This is a genomic window from Pontibacter brevis, assembly GCF_054779655.1.
This window is the reverse complement of sequence record NZ_BAAGXV010000089.1, coordinates 169,369-186,188: the sequence shown is the minus strand read 5'-3', so window position 1 is coordinate 186,188 and position 16,820 is coordinate 169,369. Positions and strand designations below refer to the sequence as shown.

At 49.0% G+C, this 16,820-nt stretch carries 11 protein-coding genes and 1 pseudogene; 6 read left to right on the top strand and 6 right to left on the bottom strand.

Features of this window, described 5'->3' with window-relative positions; all coding sequences use genetic code 11:
• The first annotated feature begins 655 nt into the window (after positions 1–655).
• From ACYVB1_RS20910 to ACYVB1_RS20900, 3 genes are all read left to right on the top strand, one after another.
• Positions 656–3,853 carry a SusC/RagA family TonB-linked outer membrane protein gene (locus tag ACYVB1_RS20910; RefSeq protein ID WP_460925757.1) on the top strand — a complete coding sequence of 1,066 codons (3,198 nt, stop codon included), beginning with the start codon at positions 656–658 and terminating at the stop codon, positions 3,851–3,853.
• 88 nt (positions 3,854–3,941) lie between these two features.
• Positions 3,942–5,381 carry a SusD/RagB family nutrient-binding outer membrane lipoprotein gene (locus ACYVB1_RS20905; RefSeq protein WP_460925756.1) on the top strand — a complete coding sequence of 480 codons (1,440 nt, stop codon included), beginning with the start codon at positions 3,942–3,944 and terminating at the stop codon, positions 5,379–5,381.
• 83 nt (positions 5,382–5,464) lie between these two features.
• Positions 5,465–6,985, top strand: coding sequence for a calcineurin-like phosphoesterase C-terminal domain-containing protein (locus ACYVB1_RS20900; RefSeq protein WP_460925755.1), 1,521 nt, complete (start codon positions 5,465–5,467; stop codon positions 6,983–6,985).
• Between the two features lie 327 nt (positions 6,986–7,312).
• Here ACYVB1_RS20900 and ACYVB1_RS20895 read toward each other — a convergent pair.
• From ACYVB1_RS20895 to ACYVB1_RS20870, 6 genes and pseudogenes are all read right to left on the bottom strand, one after another.
• Positions 7,313–8,899: pseudogene (locus tag ACYVB1_RS20895) on the bottom strand (alkaline phosphatase D family protein).
• A 401-nt stretch (positions 8,900–9,300) separates the two neighbouring features.
• Positions 9,301–9,432: a hypothetical protein gene (locus ACYVB1_RS20890; RefSeq protein WP_460925754.1), complete on the bottom strand. Its 132-nt coding sequence runs from the start codon at positions 9,430–9,432 to the stop codon at positions 9,301–9,303.
• A 179-nt stretch (positions 9,433–9,611) separates the two neighbouring features.
• Positions 9,612–10,604 (bottom strand): AAA family ATPase, encoded by a 993-nt coding sequence (locus tag ACYVB1_RS20885; RefSeq protein WP_460925753.1) that lies wholly within the window; start codon positions 10,602–10,604, stop codon positions 9,612–9,614.
• 150 nt (positions 10,605–10,754) lie between these two features.
• Complete coding sequence (locus ACYVB1_RS20880) at positions 10,755–11,189, bottom strand: hypothetical protein (RefSeq protein ID WP_460925752.1); 435 nt, start codon at positions 11,187–11,189, stop codon at positions 10,755–10,757.
• A 291-nt stretch (positions 11,190–11,480) separates the two neighbouring features.
• Positions 11,481–11,873 (bottom strand): hypothetical protein, encoded by a 393-nt coding sequence (locus tag ACYVB1_RS20875; protein WP_460925751.1) that lies wholly within the window; start codon positions 11,871–11,873, stop codon positions 11,481–11,483.
• Between the two features lie 320 nt (positions 11,874–12,193).
• Positions 12,194–13,303 carry a hypothetical protein gene (locus ACYVB1_RS20870; RefSeq protein ID WP_460925750.1) on the bottom strand — a complete coding sequence of 370 codons (1,110 nt, stop codon included), beginning with the start codon at positions 13,301–13,303 and terminating at the stop codon, positions 12,194–12,196.
• 33 nt (positions 13,304–13,336) lie between these two features.
• On the opposite strand from ACYVB1_RS20870, the gene ACYVB1_RS20865 reads away from it, so the two are divergent.
• The 3 genes from ACYVB1_RS20865 to porZ all read left to right on the top strand — a co-directional run bounded on the left by ACYVB1_RS20865 (position 13,337) and on the right by porZ (position 16,806).
• Positions 13,337–13,660: a 2Fe-2S iron-sulfur cluster-binding protein gene (locus tag ACYVB1_RS20865; RefSeq protein ID WP_460925749.1), complete on the top strand. Its 324-nt coding sequence runs from the start codon at positions 13,337–13,339 to the stop codon at positions 13,658–13,660.
• Between the two features lie 120 nt (positions 13,661–13,780).
• Positions 13,781–14,374 carry a thymidine kinase gene (locus ACYVB1_RS20860; RefSeq protein WP_460925748.1) on the top strand — a complete coding sequence of 198 codons (594 nt, stop codon included), beginning with the start codon at positions 13,781–13,783 and terminating at the stop codon, positions 14,372–14,374.
• 125 nt (positions 14,375–14,499) lie between these two features.
• Positions 14,500–16,806: a type IX secretion system anionic LPS delivery protein PorZ gene (gene porZ / locus ACYVB1_RS20855; protein ID WP_460925747.1), complete on the top strand. Its 2,307-nt coding sequence runs from the start codon at positions 14,500–14,502 to the stop codon at positions 16,804–16,806.
• Positions 16,807–16,820: the final 14 nt, after the last annotated feature.

Here is a 16,820-nt window from a genome sequence, read left to right as displayed (position 1 = left end):
CGCCGCATCGCCACCCGATACGACAAGACTGCCTCTAGCTTTCTGGCATTCCTGCACCTGGCTGCAGCCATGACACTGCTGCTATAATTGTCAACGCAGCCTAGGCTGTTGCGAGATCGGATGTCTGATTTTTGTGATTCTGTAAAGATTTTACAACCGGCCTTTGGTTGCCCCAGTCAAACGCGATGGCCTCCAGAAGAGAAACCCGCTCTGGGCTAGGCTTTGCTCTCACTTGCCGCATTCTGCTGACCCATTTGCCTGGCTTTGGGCCTAACGGGACACGGGTGTGACCATACTCTTACTTAAACTTTACAAGGCGGCTGAAGGCTTCCAGTTTGTGATAATTGCTGTGCCACTTGTCAGGGAACTCCTTGTTAAAAGCCCTTCTTGCAACTCTTCCATGGTATTGGCTAGTTTCATGCAAAAGTAACGCATGAGGCACCAGAACTGTGTGAAGCGCATGTTATGTTATCTTCAACTTTAAATAAAAGCACTTGAACAGGCTAAGACAGGTAATCATCCTGAAGAAGGCTATTTCCTGCTCAACTCAGTCAAAACAATAGGGTAATGATACCTTAACCTAATCTTAAAGCCTCCTTAACCAGCGCTTAACCTAGTGCGGGTAGCTTTGCAGCAAACAAAAACAAGCAAGGTTATGAGTTTAAGAATTACAAAGGTCGGGGGAAAACATATAGCAGTGCTCCTGTTCATGCTACTGTGTTGTTGCAGCGCCTTCGCACAGTCAATGGCAGTGCGGGGTGTGGTAACAGATAACGAAGGTGTACCGCAGCCCGGTGTGACGGTACTGTTACGCGGCACATCCATCGGCACTTCCACAGATTTCAACGGCGCCTACAGTCTTACCTCTCCTCATGCACTCACAACACAGGACGCACTGGTGTTCCGTTTCATAGGTTTCCAAACAACTGAAATACCATACAACGGCAGCGCCACCCTAAATGTACAGCTGCAGCAAGATGACAAGATGCTACAGGAAGTAGTGGTGACGGCACTGGGTATTGAGCGGGAACAAAAAGCGCTGGGCTATGCCACCCAGACCGTTAGCGGCGAAAATTTAACCCAGGCCCGATCTAATAATTTCGTGCAGGCATTGTCAGGAAAGGTAGCGGGGCTTAACCTTGTCTCTCCTGGTTCTGGTCCGGTAAATTCCACCAGAGTTTCGCTCCGGGGTGATAACTCGCTCAACCCCAATGGCAACAATGCCCTGATTGTGCTGGACGGCGTGCCGATGAGCAGTGACATGACAGGTTCAGGAGCCAGTAATGCCTACGGGGCTGGTTCAGGGAATGACATACCAGTAGATTTCGGTAATGGCATAGCAGACATCAACCCAGACGATATAGAAAGTATAACCGTGTTGAAAGGACCTAGTGCTGCAGCCTTGTATGGGAGTCGGGCCGCCAACGGTGCACTCATCATCACTACCAAGTCAGGGGCAGGCAGAAAGGGCCTGGGCGTAACTGTAAACACGAATGTTGCCTTCAACAATGTGTTAAAATGGCCTGATTTCCAGCATGAGTACGGCCAGGGCACAGGCAAATATTTTAATGATGCAGGAGAGCCTTACTATTCTTACGGAGCATCCGAAGACGGCGGCAATACGGGCAGCACCAGTAGCGCTTACGGTCCTAGATTTGATGGCCAGTACTACTACCAGTACGATCCTACCCTGGAAGGGCAATCAGCGGAGCGGCAACTGTGGAGGCCTTACAAAGACAATGTGAAAGGTTTCTTCAGGACAGGCTACACCATCACCAATAATGTTTCGGTTGCAGGGAGCAACGAAAGAGGGTCTGCCCGTGCCTCTGTCACTCACTCCAAAAACGAGTGGATTATGCCCAACACCGGCTTTGAGCGAATGACCGCAGCGCTTAGCCTGAATTACAACGCCTCGGATAAGCTAAAGTTTAACTCCAAGGTAAACTTCACCCACAAGAAAAGCGATAACCTGCCCGGAACCGGTTACAGCAATCAATCTATCTCCTATTTCATGATCTTTCAGAACCCGAACGTGGACTTAGCCTGGTACGAACCAAGATGGAAGGCAGGAAGGGAGCAGATAGAGCAGATTCACCCCTTTAGCTCCTATATCGATAACCCTTATGTTATCGCGTATGAAATGACAAACGCATTAAATAACTATGCCACAATCGGCAACCTGTCGGCTACGTATGAGTTCACGCCAAAGCTTGAGTTGATGGTGCGTTCAGGCATTGACCTGAGCAACGAAGACCGTGAAATGCGCCGCCCTTTCAACACAGCCAATTTCCAGTACGGTTACTATAAGGAGCAGAATATTTTTGACTATGAGATAAACACAGATGCCTTGCTTACTTACCGCGATAAGATTGGAAGCAAGATAGATGTGAGGGCTTCGGTGGGTGGTAACGCCATGACCCGAAGGTTCAGAGGCACGAATGGCGTGGTAGACGGGCTGGTGATTCCGGGGGTATACAAACTCTCTAACGGCATCAGTAACCCGTTGATGACGACCTACCATCGCAACAAAAAAGTAAACAGCCTGTATGCCCTGACAACCTTCTCTTATGAAGATAAAATATTTGTAGACATTACCGGGCGTAACGACTGGTCCAGCACACTGCCTGTACAGAACAATTCTTTCTTTTACCCCTCTATCAGTTCCAGCTTTATCCTCAGTGACCTGCTTACGCTGCCACGGCAGGTTTCTTATGCCAAGTTAAGGCTGTCGGCAGCGCAGGTGGGTAACGATACAGACCCTTACAGAACCAGGAAGTACTACGGACAAAGCGAGTTTGCCAGCTCCGGTTCTGTGCCTACCACCTTGCATAACGTTGATTTCAAGCCTGAAATTACCACCAGTTACGAGGCCGGTTTGGAGTACATGCTCTTCAATGGCCGCATCGGCATGGACCTGACCCTGTACAGAAGCTTTACCCGCAATCAGATACTGGACGTGCCCATCGATAATACAACAGGCTACAGCAGAGCAGTGCTGAATGCAGGAGAGGTGCGCAACCAGGGCATTGAACTGGTGCTGAACGCTAGGCCAATTGATAATGCTGATTTTAAGTGGAATTCAACCGTCACTTGGTCTAAAAACGACAATAAAGTGCTGGAACTAGCTGACGGAATGGAGGACCAGCAGGTGATTGGCTCCGGTGGCCAGGCAACCATCATTGCCAAAGTGGGCGGCACCACAGGCGATATTTACGGCTACGGCTTTGTGCGGAGTCCTGATGGGCAGATTGTGTACGATGCATCAGGCCTTCCCGCCTACCCCGATGAAACGCAGTACATCGGCAATGCCTATGCTGACTGGAAGGGAGGCTTTTTAAATGAGTTCTCTTACAAGAATTTCAGGTTCAGCTTCCTGCTCGATGGCCAGTATGGCGGTATTGTTTACTCTCAGACGCACCACAAGATGAGTGAGCAGGGTAAATTAAAGCACACGCTGATGGGCCGTGAAGAAGGGTATATTGTGGGAGACGGCGTGGTAGAAAATGCAGACGGCACCTACTCACCAAATACAAAGCAAGTAAACCCGGCTGACTACTATAGGAGGTACTACCGCCGCGCCAATGTAGAGTCCAACTCGTTCGATGCCTCTTTTCTTAAACTAAGGGAAATGCGGCTGGAGTTCAGCCTGCCTAAGGCACTGCTAGCAAGAACAAAAGCACTGAACGGAGCAAGCATTGCGCTTTACGGTCGTGACCTGGCCATGCTCACCAACTTCCCGATGTTCGACCCGGAGACAGCAGCCCTGAACGGTTCTACCATTCTGCCAGGCGTTGAAATCGGGCAGATGCCTTCCACAAGAACATACGGTGTGAATGTTACTTTGAATTTCTAAATAACAGCAGCAGGTATAATACAAAATTTTGAGAACTGTCAAAGGGATCGTATGCCTTGCTGGCAGTACCTCCAAACCATAAAAAAATATGATAAAGATAAAGAAGATTCTGGTTTTACTTGTAGCACTCAGCTGCATCAGTGTGTCGTGTACCGACGACTTTGAAGAAGTAAACCTCGACCCGAACAGGATAGAAACCATCAGCCCTGGCACCTTGCTGAACCCCATCCTCTACGAGATGGCCAGTTTTAACACTTCCCGAAGCAATGCTTATACGTTTGAGATCATGCAGGTGGCGCTTCCTTTTCCCAGCGCATCGGGAGGGGAGCACCGTTATGATGTTGGCGATAACGCTGGCAACTCCACCTGGAACACCTATTACCGCTGGATTACCAATATAAAGGAAATGCATGAGGCGGCAGTTGAGGCGCAGGACCCTAACTATGAGGCCATCGCCCTCACGCTAAACGCCTGGGCGTATTCCCTGCTCACCGACTCCTTCGGGGATGTGCCGATGGAGGAGGCTGCCCGCGGTGATGAAGGCATCTTTTATCCAGCCTTTAACACACAGGAGGAGATATACACCAAAATCCTCAGTGATCTTGATAGGGCAAGCACGTTGTTTGACACGGACAGGGGCATGATCTACGGTACTGATATCCTATACAACAATGATGTAGACAAGTGGCAGCGCTTTTGCAACTCGCTGCGCCTGCGATTGCTGTTAAGGGTTTCCAAAAGGTCAGAGATGAATTCCTTTGCCCGGATGGCCGAGATCATCAGCAATCCAGGTGAAAACCCGGTGTTTACGAGCAACGAAGAGGCTGCCATACTGGAGATTTCAGGTGTCGCGCCGCTTATATCACCATGGGGCCGCGCCGTCGACTTCAGAACAGGCCGTGCCGCATCTGAGTTTTTTATCGATAACCTGAATGCCCTGAATGATCCACGCCTGGAAAAGTTTTTTACGGAGGCCAGGATGAACGACGGGACCACATCCATAGGGTACAAAGGTATACCAAGCGGGTACGCCGGCAACGATTCGCAGTTTGACTTTACTCCGTCAACCCTGAACATTGCCCTTGTTACGGCCCCTATGATCTCGGTTATTATGACTTATGCGGAGGTGGAGTTTATCAAGGCAGAACTTGCCCAGCAGGGAGTTATCGGCAGCGATGCGGAGGCACATTATGAAAAGGGGGTTAAGGCGGCCATAGAACAATGGGGAGCCGAGGTGCCTGCTGATTATTTTGAGAACTCTGCCGCCGCTTATGATGGCACGCTGGAGCAAATCATGCTGCAAAAGTACCTGGCCCTGTTCTTTAACGATTACCAGCAGTGGTTTGAATACCGCCGTACGGGCCTGCCTTCGCTTCCTAAAACAGAGGCTATGGTGAACAACCAGATGGTTCCTGTTCGGTTCAGGTATCCTACTGCCGTACAGCAAAGCAACAACGACAACTACAGAAAGGCTGTCGAGCACATGGGTGAAGACGACATCAACACAAAGGTTTGGTGGGAAAAATAAGACACTTGTAAACTTCTTTTATAACGGCGGCGCAGGACTTCTGAAGTGCTTGCGCCGCCTATTCAAATTATTCAAAACATTAGATGATGTCACAGAAAAGAAGAACTTTTCTTAAATCGTTGGGCTTGGCTGGCCTTGCCGGCTTTACGCTTGATACAAATGCACTGCAGGCTGCACCTAAAGTGCCAGCTAAGGGCAAAGAGCTTTCAACCATAAGCCTTAGCGGCAGAGTGCAGGCACAGGGCAAAGGCGTTCCGGGTGTTGCCGTAACAGATGGTATCAATGTCACGCTTACGGACGCAAAAGGCAATTATGAACTGGAGAGTAATGCAACAGCGGATTTTGTCTATATCTCCACTCCGCGCGGGTTTGAGTTTAACCAGGAGCAAGGCATCGCGAGGTTCTATAAAAAAATAGAGGCAGCACGTGGTAAGTTTAAGGCCGACTTTGAGTTAAAGAAGCTAAGCCAGGACGACACGCAGCATAACTTTATTATTTGGGCAGACCCGCAGATGATATCTGAAGCTGATGCGGAGGAGTTCAAGACAAAGTCTGCCCCGGACACCAGAAAGCTGGTTGACAGCTATGACAAAGGCACCTTGTTCCATGGCATAGGCTGCGGAGACTTAGTATGGGATCGTTTCGAGTTATTCGATGATTACAAGCAAGGCGTTGGCACTACGGGTATTCCGTTCTTCCAGGTAATTGGAAACCATGACATGGATTTGGATGCACGTACGGATGACTTGTCGGGCGAAACTTTTAAAAAGCTTTTCGGCCCTACCTATTACTCGTTTAACCGGGGCGAAATTCATTATGTGGTGCTGGATGATGTTTTCTTTATTGGTACAGCTAAGAAATATATTGGCTACCTGACTGAGAAACAATTGAGTTGGTTGGAGCAGGACCTGGCGCAGGTAAAGGCCGGCAGTACGGTAGTTGTAAGTCTGCACATACCAGCTTATAACAAACAGCATGTGCGCAATAAGGAAAAAGAGGAACCATTGGGTGGCGTGGTGTCTAACAGAAAGGAGCTATATCGTTTGCTGAAACCATATAAGGCACACATCATGTCGGGGCACACGCATTTTAACGAAAAGGTTTTTGGAGAAAACACAATTGAGCATGTTCACGGCACCGTCTGCGGCGCCTGGTGGACAGGGCCGATCTGCTTCGACGGCACGCCAAGCGGCTACGGGGTGTACGAAGTGAAAGGCAGTGACATACAGTGGTACTACAAAGCTATCGGCCAGGACAAAGCACACCAGATGCGTATCTACCCGGTAGGTGCTGTGGAAAAGAAACCGGAACACCTAGCTGTGAACGTGTGGAACTGGGACCCTGAGTGGAAAGTAGAGTGGTTTGAAGACGGCAGGCGTATGGGGGAGATGCAGCGCGAAACAGCCTTAGACCCACTTTCGGTGGAGCTGCACCTCGGAGCTGCCAAACCTGCCAAGCATAAATGGGTGGAGCCGCAACTCACGGAGCACATGTTCTTTGCAAAGCTTTCAGACGGAGTACAGCGTGTTGCCGTACAGATCACTGATCGGTTCAGTAACGTGTTCAGAGAAGAGGTAGATCTAAAAGAACTAAGCCGCTTATAATTTTTTAGCTCTATCGGAAAGAATGTAGAAAAGGCAGCAGCTGAATAATATCTTCAGCTGCTGCCTTTTGATTTATACAGGTTAATGAGCAACTTTTAAATGCGCAGGCTTATACCTTTAACGGGAGGCAGAGGAGTATTGCAGCTAGCAGGCAATGCAGGAGTAGTCTTAACCAGCCACAGTTTCCATTGGTTTCTTATCCTTCAGAAGCAGTGTTTTCGGTGAACGTATTGGTATTTTTCGTTGCGAGGATCTGAACAAACCTCCACTCCGCCTGTGCCTCGCTGTTTGAGAAGCGGGCCATTACGTATCCTCTGTCTGATGCATTCAGGTATTTGAGGTCATCAATGAGAATGGTGAATGCCTGCTTACCTCCGGGTCGTCACCAAACAGCGCCTCAAAGCCAGGAGATGACACAGAAGCAGTCGCAAACTCTGCTCCAACTTTGTTGCCTGATACGGCTGTCAGGTCTGAATACCAGGCGTTGTGGGTATCGCCGGCCAGGGAAATGAGCTTTCTGCCGGCTGCTGCTGTGTAAATTATTTCCCGCTCCACAGGGTAACCATCCCAGGCATCCAGGTTGTAAGGCAGCACTGTTTCTATCCTGGCCCTTTCTGCGGCAGTAACCGTTGGGTCACCCTGAAGAACTCTGGCCTTTATGGTGACTAACTCTGTGACGGTAGAAGTAAACTGGGCAAACACTTCCGGACTGGCGTTGCCTGTGGCAATCTGCCCTATAAGGAGGAGTAATTCAGCGGGAATCAACATCTTACCCATCAGCACCTGGCTTCCCAGTACCTGCCATTAAGCCGAACTGGCACCCATTGTTGCTATTAGCCAGGAACGTTGCTCTGTGCCTAAAATAGTACGGGCAGGATTTTGCCAGTCTGCTAAGAATGCTGCGGCGTTCGGTCCGTCTGGTGTTAAGTAGTCGTTGTAATACAGTTGTTTGTCCCTTCCAACAATCCGGGTATCCAGCATCATTAAGTTTACAATGCCGGCAATTTCAAAATTTCTATAGATTTTGGCGTTGTCTTCCACACGTGCAGGTAAATACTCATGCCACGCCTGTATCGCGTTCAGTTTCCTGGTTTCGTAGCTGCCTTCGTCTGGTTGGTGATTCAAGGCTCCGTCTTCCCAGGCATCGTCTGCTATTTCATGATCATCCCAGACACAGATAAACGGTTTTAGCTGGTGGGTTTTCTGCAGTTGCACATCTCTTCTGTACTGCCGGTACCTGGCCCGGTAATCTTCAAGCGTTATTGTTTCATCTTTAGGGTAATGCAGTCTTCCCAGAGGAATCGTCAGCTCCGTTGTGCCGTACTCACCCAAACCATATTCATAAATATAATCCCCCAAATGAACCACTACATCAGCATCCGATTCAGCCACAGCACCATACACATTAAATAAGCCGGATTGATAATTCGCACAGGAAACGACGGCCATTTTAACTTCAGAGGCCTCTCCGGCAGCAGGCAGTGTTTTGGTTTCCCCTACAACTGAGGTAATTCCGTTCCTTTCGTTTCTGAACCGGTAGTAATACTTGGTGTTCGAGGTAAGGTTGCTCACATCTACATTAACAGTATTGTCGCTGGCCGTATCCACCTCAACAGACTGGCTGACCAAGACTTGGTTAAAATCTTTGTCTGTCGCTACATCAAGCCGTATCGTAGGCTTAGCACCTGTTTTGGACGCAGAAGTATAGCGGGTCCAAAGAACGACTCTGTCCTGAGTGGGGTCAAAACTGGCTACTCCCTCAAGGAAACCAAAGTCCTTGATAGGGAAGAAATCATCGTCAACGTTGCAGCTGGTGAGCACTGACGGTAATAAGGTTACACCAGTAGCTGCTATAACAGAGTTACGGATAAAGCTTCTGCGGCTTAGCTTGTTTAGTATTCGCTGCTTGTCCATAGATGTGTGGTTTGTTAAATTTCATAAATAGATATAACATAATAAAGAAGCGTGGCTAACTTATAACGTTTTAAATATTTTTTTGACCGTTCTTTTTCAGGAAATTATGTCTTCACTCAGGCACAAGATGAATAGCATAGGACGTCGTCGTCAGTTTTGCTTATCAGAATTTTTAGCAGAAAAGCCAAGGGTACAGAACTGGAAGAAAAAAAGGTACAGTGGAGACGCCTGGAAACGCTATAGCAGAGAAGGAATTAGAGCCAATGCCTTATGTGAACAGCGGCACTAGGATTTAGCATTTTGAAGAAGTCCGCCAGGGCAGCGGACTTCTGATTTTAATATAGTTACACCTTGTTGTAAAGAGCCTGGGCTTGATGCACAGCAGATGTAATAGTATCTTTTCAGAAGGAGGAGCCGAACAGGAAGTACACAATCACAAGTATGACAATAATGCCGATGCATCCTATACCGGCACAGCCACCCCGGCCTCTTCCTCCGCCTCCGCCGCCCATCAGCTTCCGTAACAAATACATTTTAAACAAACCTCTCAGCATAACCTTTAAATTAAGTGACACAACAAAATACCTTCCTGCACTGAGGCTGACCGCTTGTGGTGCAGAAGGATTAGGAGTTGTTACGCAGGCGCTAAAAGAGTGTTTGACAGAAATGAGAAAGAGTGCAATTCCTGAGCAAAAAAGAAATTTCTACCAGTTTAGCTTATAGGTACTTTACGCAGAATAGCCTCTATGAAATCTTTTGTTTTAATGCCGTCAGCCTCGGCTTCGTAGTTGAGAATAATGCGGTGGTTCATCACATCATGCGCCACTTCTTTTATGTCCTCAGGTAGCACATAGTCCCGCTCATCGAAATAGGCCACGGCTTTGGCTGCGCGGTTCAAGGCTATACTGGCTCTGGGCGATACCCCAAACTGGATGTAGGGTGCAAACTCGTTCAGGTCATACTCGGCAGGGCGGCGCGTGGCAAACACTAACTCTATAATATACTTCTCCAGCGTTTCTGATATCTGCACCTGGTTCATTTCATTCCGGATAGAGAAGATGTCTTCCTTCGACAGTACTTTTGATACTGTGTCTGAATAGCTCATATTGGCCATGCGGCGCATAATCTCCAACTCGTCCTCTTTTTTCGGGTAGTCAATGTACACCTTCATCATAAAGCGGTCTACCTGGGCCTCGGGCAGGGGATAAGTGCCCTCGTGCTCAACCGGGTTCTGCGTAGCCAGCACCAGGAAAGGCAGGTCCAGCATGTAGGTGGCCTCGCCAATCGTTACCTGTTTCTCCTGCATTGCCTCCAGTAAAGCTGACTGTACCTTGGCCGGGGAGCGGTTCACCTCGTCGGCTAGTATCAGGTTCGCAAAAATAGGTCCTTTCTTCACCTCAAAAGCAGAGGCGTTCTGGTTATAGATCATCGTCCCGATAAGGTCGGAAGGAAGCAGGTCCGGTGTGAACTGAATGCGCTGGAAGTCAAGGTGAAGCGCTTTGGATAAAGAGTTGATGGTTAGCGTTTTCGCCAGGCCGGGCACCCCTTCCAGCAGAATGTGCCCGCCGGTAAACAAACCAATCAGGAGGCGGTTCACCATGTATGTCTGGCCTACCACCACTTTGCTAACTTCGTTGAAAACCTGCTTTATCTTTTGCTGGTGTGCCTTCACTCTGTCCGGGTATATCAATTCTTCTACTGGCATGCTGCATTCATCTATAAAACGCATAAATATAGTAATAATACGAGATGAATGGTAAGATATTGTGCAAACAAAAAGCCTTCGGGCCACACAGCGCATTTAATTTCGCTGCATGGCCCGAAGGCTGCTATGGGTACTCTTGCTGGTAAAGAGTTAAGCCGGTACTGTTGTTTCTTCCTTTAGTCGTTCAAGCCGGTCCTGCTGCGCCACACGCACCGTGTCTATCAGTACGTTTATACCGGATTCATCCACCACATTCAAGGGGAGCACCATTACATCATCGTTTGTTCTGATGTGGATTTTGCGGTAGCGCGTCATCAGGTAAAGGATAAGGAAAAACCCGCTGAACAACGCCAGGGAATTATTGAAATAGGTAGTAAGGGCCAGGATGATGCTCAGGCCCAGGTACAGATTATTGCCTGTCTGCTTGATTTCCCATTTTACAATGTCTTCAAGCATAACAGAATCTTTTCTTGGCAGCACCCATGAGAAGCTAATCTTCATGAGGCGGTGTGTGGTGAGTACAATTTTCTTATCCACCGTCTGGATAAGGCATTGTTCTCCTTCGAATAGCTTGTTAACAGCCATAACTAATGGAGTATTAAGTTTGTGTAACAGTATAGCGCCGTGTTCAATAGCACAGCTTTTATCATCTTCCTATGCAGTAGATTCAAAAAGCCGGCAGAGGGTTGCAAGCATCTAAAAGAATATTTGCAACACCTAAAGTACATTAAAAAAACAACTGTAAGTAGTAACCAAATTAGTTAACGCTTCAGTTCACGGAAAATTTCATTTAAATATTGGTATTACCACGATAGGTCATATAAAAGCCCATCCTGTTGCTATAGGACGGGCTTTCAGAACATTCTATCAGGTAAATTATTCTGTCAGATACAAGTCGCCTTCGAAACCATGCGCGCGCTGATTCTTAAAGCGGGTAATGTCTGACTGCATGTTGTCGTATATTTCCTGCACCTCTTCGTACTCCTGCGCCAAAGGCTTGATGTGCTCGCTCAGCAGTTTGGCAGCTAATGGGTAGAACTTGGCATCGTCCGTGTTTTTCGCATTCACTTTAAATGAGCTAACCGCACTTTCCAGCTTCTTCATGGCAGCAGGATACTTGCCTTTAAACTCCTGAATGGTGTCGCGGAGTTTCTCCCGTATCATCAGGTACAAGTCTTCCTCAAAGGTCATTCCGAAGTCATCATCCTCTTCTTCGTCATCAAAATCGTTGTTGGCGAAGTCGTCGTCGTAGTCAAAATCTTCTCTCATGGCTGATAATAAGGTTCTGTTTTATTTAGGTTACGGGTTAAATCTCTCTTTGTGTCAACTAGCACTAATTTTTCCGAAAAAACAGGAAAGCACCTTTTCTGGTGCCGGAGCACAGGCGAAGCCTATCGCAGCTGCATAATTAATGTTTAGCCTTCTCTTTTGCAACAGCCTACGGCTCTCTTTCAGGCTAGTTTCCTGTTTTTAAGGGAGTGCTCTTTCCAAGGCTTGTAAACGGACAGAAATATGAACCAAGAGTGCTATATAAACAGGAGAGGCCACTGCAATGCAATGGCCTCTCCTGTTTATGCCCTGAAAAAGTATCAGGCAAACTTGCGCTCTATCAGGCGCAGCAGTTTGTTTACGTGCTCCTGCTTTTTGCTCCAGTCATACTTGCTGGCCAGTTCATGCGTTACGTAGCGCTTCGCAGTTTCCGGGTCGTTGTATTCGTCCAGCGTTTTGATAGTATGGTAATAAGTCATGTTATCACCATTAAAGAGCTCATTAATAAAACTGAAGCGCTGGTTAATGGAGATGGAGTTTTTCAGCGATTCAATTTTCTGGTTACTGTGCGAGTCGGCCAGTGAGGCAGCAGGAGCCTTTCTGAAGTTGTCGTTAAGGGTTGGGCGTGCATTTACGTGTGGCTCTTCTTCATCTTCTTCCTGCGGTCGGTAAGCAGGGCGTGCTGCCGGAGCCGTAGGCGCAGACGCCTCCCGCTGTGCCGTATGGATAGGAGACACAATTTCCCGTTCACGCGTTGGAGCCGGCGAAGTAGGTTTCGGTATCGGTGTGGCCGATACAACAGGTGCAGGCTGCCCCGAAATCTCCTGCTCGGTGATAGGCAGCAGGCTGCTGAACTTCTGCACCAACTCACCCAGCGGAGTGCGCTTGCCCTGGTTTGCGTTCACGTACAGCTTAAAGCGGCTCAGGATGTACTCCCTGTCGCGGCTGCTGGATGAAAGGGTGTCAATGAAGCCGGCAAAAAGCGGCTTGTCTATATCGATATATTTCAGGTTCTCCTGCAGCTTAGGCAGCACAATCTCCTCCTGTATGCGCAGAAATTTCTCCTCAAAGGTTGTAACAGGGGCCAGCACAACCAAGAACGTATCATAGATGGCCTTCTGCAGCAGCGGCTCAAAGGCATTACGCTTCATCAGGATTTTGCGTGAGAGCACATTCATAAAGTTTACGAGTGCTTCCTTCACCTCCTCATGCTCATAGTCGAAGTAGGGGCTGCGCAGGTTGGCCATTTCCTGGTGCCACTTCAGCAGCAATTCTTTTATGACAAATAGGTTTACCTGCTTGATGGGTGTAAAGCTAAGAAGCTGAGGGCCATTCAAGGTGTCGTAGGTGGCAAAGTGGCGGTCGCATAACAGATTTGCCAGCTGTTTGCTGTAACGCTCTATGTGTAATTGATTATATTTGTCTTCCATGGGGTATGCTTTCTTCTGTAAAGTTATAAAATTATGCCAAAGTTGACGGTGCAAAACCTTGCGCAACTCGAAGTAAAAGTTGCACCGGGGCAAACATTGCTCAAGGCCCTGCAGGCCCAGGGCAACGACTGGATGCATGCCTGCGGAGGCAAAGGCCGCTGTACTACCTGCCGCATTCTTGTGCTGCAGGGGCTGGAGCATTTTGGGCCGCTCACCGAGGCTGAAATCCGCTACCGCAACAAAGGGCGCCTGCAGGATAACGAAAGACTAACCTGCCAGTGTACACTGGAGAATGGCGATGCCACCGGAAAAGTGCCCGAGCAGACAAAATTGCCACACCTGAGCTATAGTAGTTAGAGGGTTTGGGGTTAGAAAGTTAGAGAATGAAAACAGTAATTTAGCCATTCAACCACGACTACATTAGTACATTAACCAATTATCACATTACCACATCAACGTTTACCACATTACCACACAATGTTTATTGAACCACGCGTAGGCAACGAGAACCACGCTACCAGGAGAGGATGGATTGAAGTGATCTGCGGATCGATGTTCTCAGGAAAGACAGAAGAGCTTATCAGAAGGCTAAACCGGGCTAAAATCGCGAAGCAGAAGATCGAGATTTTTAAACCCTCCATAGACAAACGGTACCATGAGGTAGACGTGGTGTCGCATAATGCCATCTCTATCCGCTCCACACCCATTGACTTTGCCCAGGATATGCTGTTGTTGGGTGGCAGCTGCGATGTGGTAGGGGTAGACGAGGCCCAGTTCTTTGACGAAGGTCTGGCAGAGGTGTGTGTAAAGCTGGCCAACAGTGGCGTACGCGTTATTGCTGCCGGCCTCGACATGGATTACCTTGGCAAACCATTCGGGCCAATGCCTGCCCTCATGGCGGTAGCGGAATATGTAACCAAAGTGCATGCGGTGTGTGTGCAGTGTGGTGACATTGCCACTTATTCTTACCGAAGTGTGCCCTCAGAACAGCAGGTAATGTTGGGCGAAACAGATTCTTATGAAGCCCGCTGCCGCCATTGCTTTGTAAAAGGCATGAAAAAGAGGAGTTAACGTTCCTCTTTCAGAAGAGTGCAAACGGAATCAACATAATAGGCTGAACCAATGGTGCAATGCATAGTAAAATAAGCCGTTTGTATATCATGGACTTTAGCTGCAGTACAACTGTAAAAGCGCACATGAGGAGCTGGCTGTTCGTAATAGCAGTGCTGGTACTGTTATTTTCCGGTGCGGAAGGATATGGGCAGGGCAGCATGGCACTGGGTGGCTGGCAGGTACATGTGCCTTACCGGCAGGGGAAAGCAGTGGCCGATGCCGGGGATAAGGTCTATGTTGCTGCTGAAAGCGGTCTCTTCTATTACGATAAAGAGTTTCATACTACAGAAGTCATAACGAAAGCAGATGGCCTTCGGGAGCAACAGATAAGCGCCATTGGTTATGATGCTGCCACCAGTACCCTGGTAATAGCCTATGCCAACACACAGGTTGATCTCCTGCGCGACAATGCAATTTATAACATCAGCGACATCTACCGGAAAGCCATTGCCGGGGAAGAAAAGATCAACCACATCCTCATATACAATAAGCTGGCTTACCTTTCCGGCTCCTTTGGGGTAGTGGTGCTGGACCTGCAAAAACGGGAGGTAAAAGACACCTATAGCAACCTCGGCCCAGGTGGCACAGCAGTGGATGTGCAGGCATCAGCCATACTACGCGACAGCATCTACCTGGCTACTAACCGTGGCTTACTTGCGGCACGGCATACCGGATCCAACCTTCAGGATTTTCATAGCTGGTCGGGCCACTCCAATGGCTTACCTGCGCCCGGTACCCTTACCAGCCTGGCCGCTTTCGACAACAGGCTTTATGCTGGGACAGCCGGCAGCGGCGTCTACAGCCTGGGTGGTGGAAGCTGGCACCAAACTGGCATTGCTCCTGCCACCGCTGTAAAAAGCCTTTCTGCATCTGCAGCTTATCTCGCTGTGGCAACGGCAGCAGGGGTGTACCTGCTGGACCAGAAAACGAACGTTACACATCTTGAACATCAGTTACTAGTGCAGCCGCAGCAAGCTGATGCAGGTGCCGACGGCCTGGTATGGGCAGCCGATTACATAAACGGGCTTGTTCAGTTAAACATCAACGGAGGTGCAGCCACTGCTTTTGCGCCCAATGGTCCTTTCTCGGGCAACAGTTTCCGGGTTTATACGCATGCGGGCAAGGTGTACGTACTAAGCGGCGGCTATAACGAAGGCTATATGGAGGCCGGAACCCGGGATGGCTTTTTCGTGCATGAAAACAGTGAGTGGATAAGCTATAACCAGTTTTTGTACCCAAACCCACAAGACTACGTTCCGGTGCAGGATTTAGTAGCGGCTGCACATAATCCTGTTACAGGTAAAATGTACTTCGGGAGCTATGGAAATGGCCTGCTGGAGTGGGAAGGAGTAGGTAAGGCCGTTCTCCACAATAACAGCAACAGCACCCTGATCAGCGCTTCCCCGGACGCAAATGCCAATGCTGTGCGGGTTACAGACATAGACGTGGATGCCGGGGGCAATGTGTGGGTGGTAAACCGGCACCAGACTGCCGGAGCACCGGGACTGCATGTACTGCGGCCCGATGGTAGCTGGAGGGCCTTTGTGGTTCCGGGTGTAGCAAGTGGGGGTAACCTGGAGGTGGTTCAGGTGGACGACTATGGGCAGAAATGGCTCTCATTTGCCCGGCAGGGAAACGCCGGCAGTGGGTTGGTAGTGTTTAATGAGGTACAGAACCAGGTGCGCCAGCTCAGAAGCGGGGAAGGAAACGGCGGTTTGCCGGATGGTGCTGTTTATAGCATAGCGAAAGACCTGAATGGTGATATTTGGGTAGGTACAAGCAGTGGGGTAGGGGTTTATTACAATCCCGGTTTTGTGTTTGAAACGCAGCCTTACGATGCCCATGTCCCGATTGTTGACAGAAGACCGTTGCTGCATGGGCAGGTTGTACGTTCTATAGCCGTAGACGGTGCTAACCGGAAATGGATGGGCACCGACAACGGCCTTTGGCTTTTCAGCCCTGATGGCGATGCGGTAATACATCATTTCACTACGCAAAACAGCCCGCTGCCATCTAATAAGGTGTTTTCGGTAGCGATAGAGCATAAAACAGGGCAAGTGTTTGTGGCAACGGAGGCAGGCGTTGCCTCTTACAGGGCAGGCGCCACTATAACAGAAGGAGAACCAGAGTGCGCCACTGTTTTCCCGAACCCTGTGCGCCGTGATTATACGGGACTGGTAGGGGTTTCAGGCTTACCTAACAATGCCAATGTCCGCATCACCGATATCTCCGGAACGCTGGTGTACAAAACAAAAGCTTTGGGTGGCACCCTCACCTGGGATGCCCGCGACTATAATGGCAAACGCGTGAAGGCAGGTGTGTATTTAGTGATGAGTTCAGGTGGGGACGGCGGGCAAACCTGTATCAGTAAAATAGCCGTACTGGAGTAGAACGCCAGCAAGAT

What these genes read in the sequence shown, in the direction of transcription:
- ACYVB1_RS20870 (WP_460925750.1), bottom strand. Translation starts at nt 13,303, where the DNA reads ATGGAAGACAAATATAATCAATTACACATAGAGCGTTACAGCAAACAG.
- ACYVB1_RS20890 (WP_460925754.1), bottom strand. Translation starts at nt 9,432, where the DNA reads ATGTATTTGTTACGGAAGCTGATGGGCGGCGGAGGCGGAGGAAGAGGC.
- ACYVB1_RS20865 (WP_460925749.1), top strand. Translation starts at nt 13,337, where the DNA reads ATGCCAAAGTTGACGGTGCAAAACCTTGCGCAACTCGAAGTAAAAGTT.
- ACYVB1_RS20860 (WP_460925748.1), top strand. Translation starts at nt 13,781, where the DNA reads ATGTTTATTGAACCACGCGTAGGCAACGAGAACCACGCTACCAGGAGA.
- ACYVB1_RS20875 (WP_460925751.1), bottom strand. Translation starts at nt 11,873, where the DNA reads ATGAGAGAAGATTTTGACTACGACGACGACTTCGCCAACAACGATTTT.
- ACYVB1_RS20905 (WP_460925756.1), top strand. Translation starts at nt 3,942, where the DNA reads ATGATAAAGATAAAGAAGATTCTGGTTTTACTTGTAGCACTCAGCTGC.
- ACYVB1_RS20900 (WP_460925755.1), top strand. Translation starts at nt 5,465, where the DNA reads ATGATGTCACAGAAAAGAAGAACTTTTCTTAAATCGTTGGGCTTGGCT.
- porZ (WP_460925747.1), top strand. Translation starts at nt 14,500, where the DNA reads ATGAGGAGCTGGCTGTTCGTAATAGCAGTGCTGGTACTGTTATTTTCC.
- ACYVB1_RS20880 (WP_460925752.1), bottom strand. Translation starts at nt 11,189, where the DNA reads ATGGCTGTTAACAAGCTATTCGAAGGAGAACAATGCCTTATCCAGACG.
- ACYVB1_RS20910 (WP_460925757.1), top strand. Translation starts at nt 656, where the DNA reads ATGAGTTTAAGAATTACAAAGGTCGGGGGAAAACATATAGCAGTGCTC.
- ACYVB1_RS20885 (WP_460925753.1), bottom strand. Translation starts at nt 10,604, where the DNA reads ATGCCAGTAGAAGAATTGATATACCCGGACAGAGTGAAGGCACACCAG.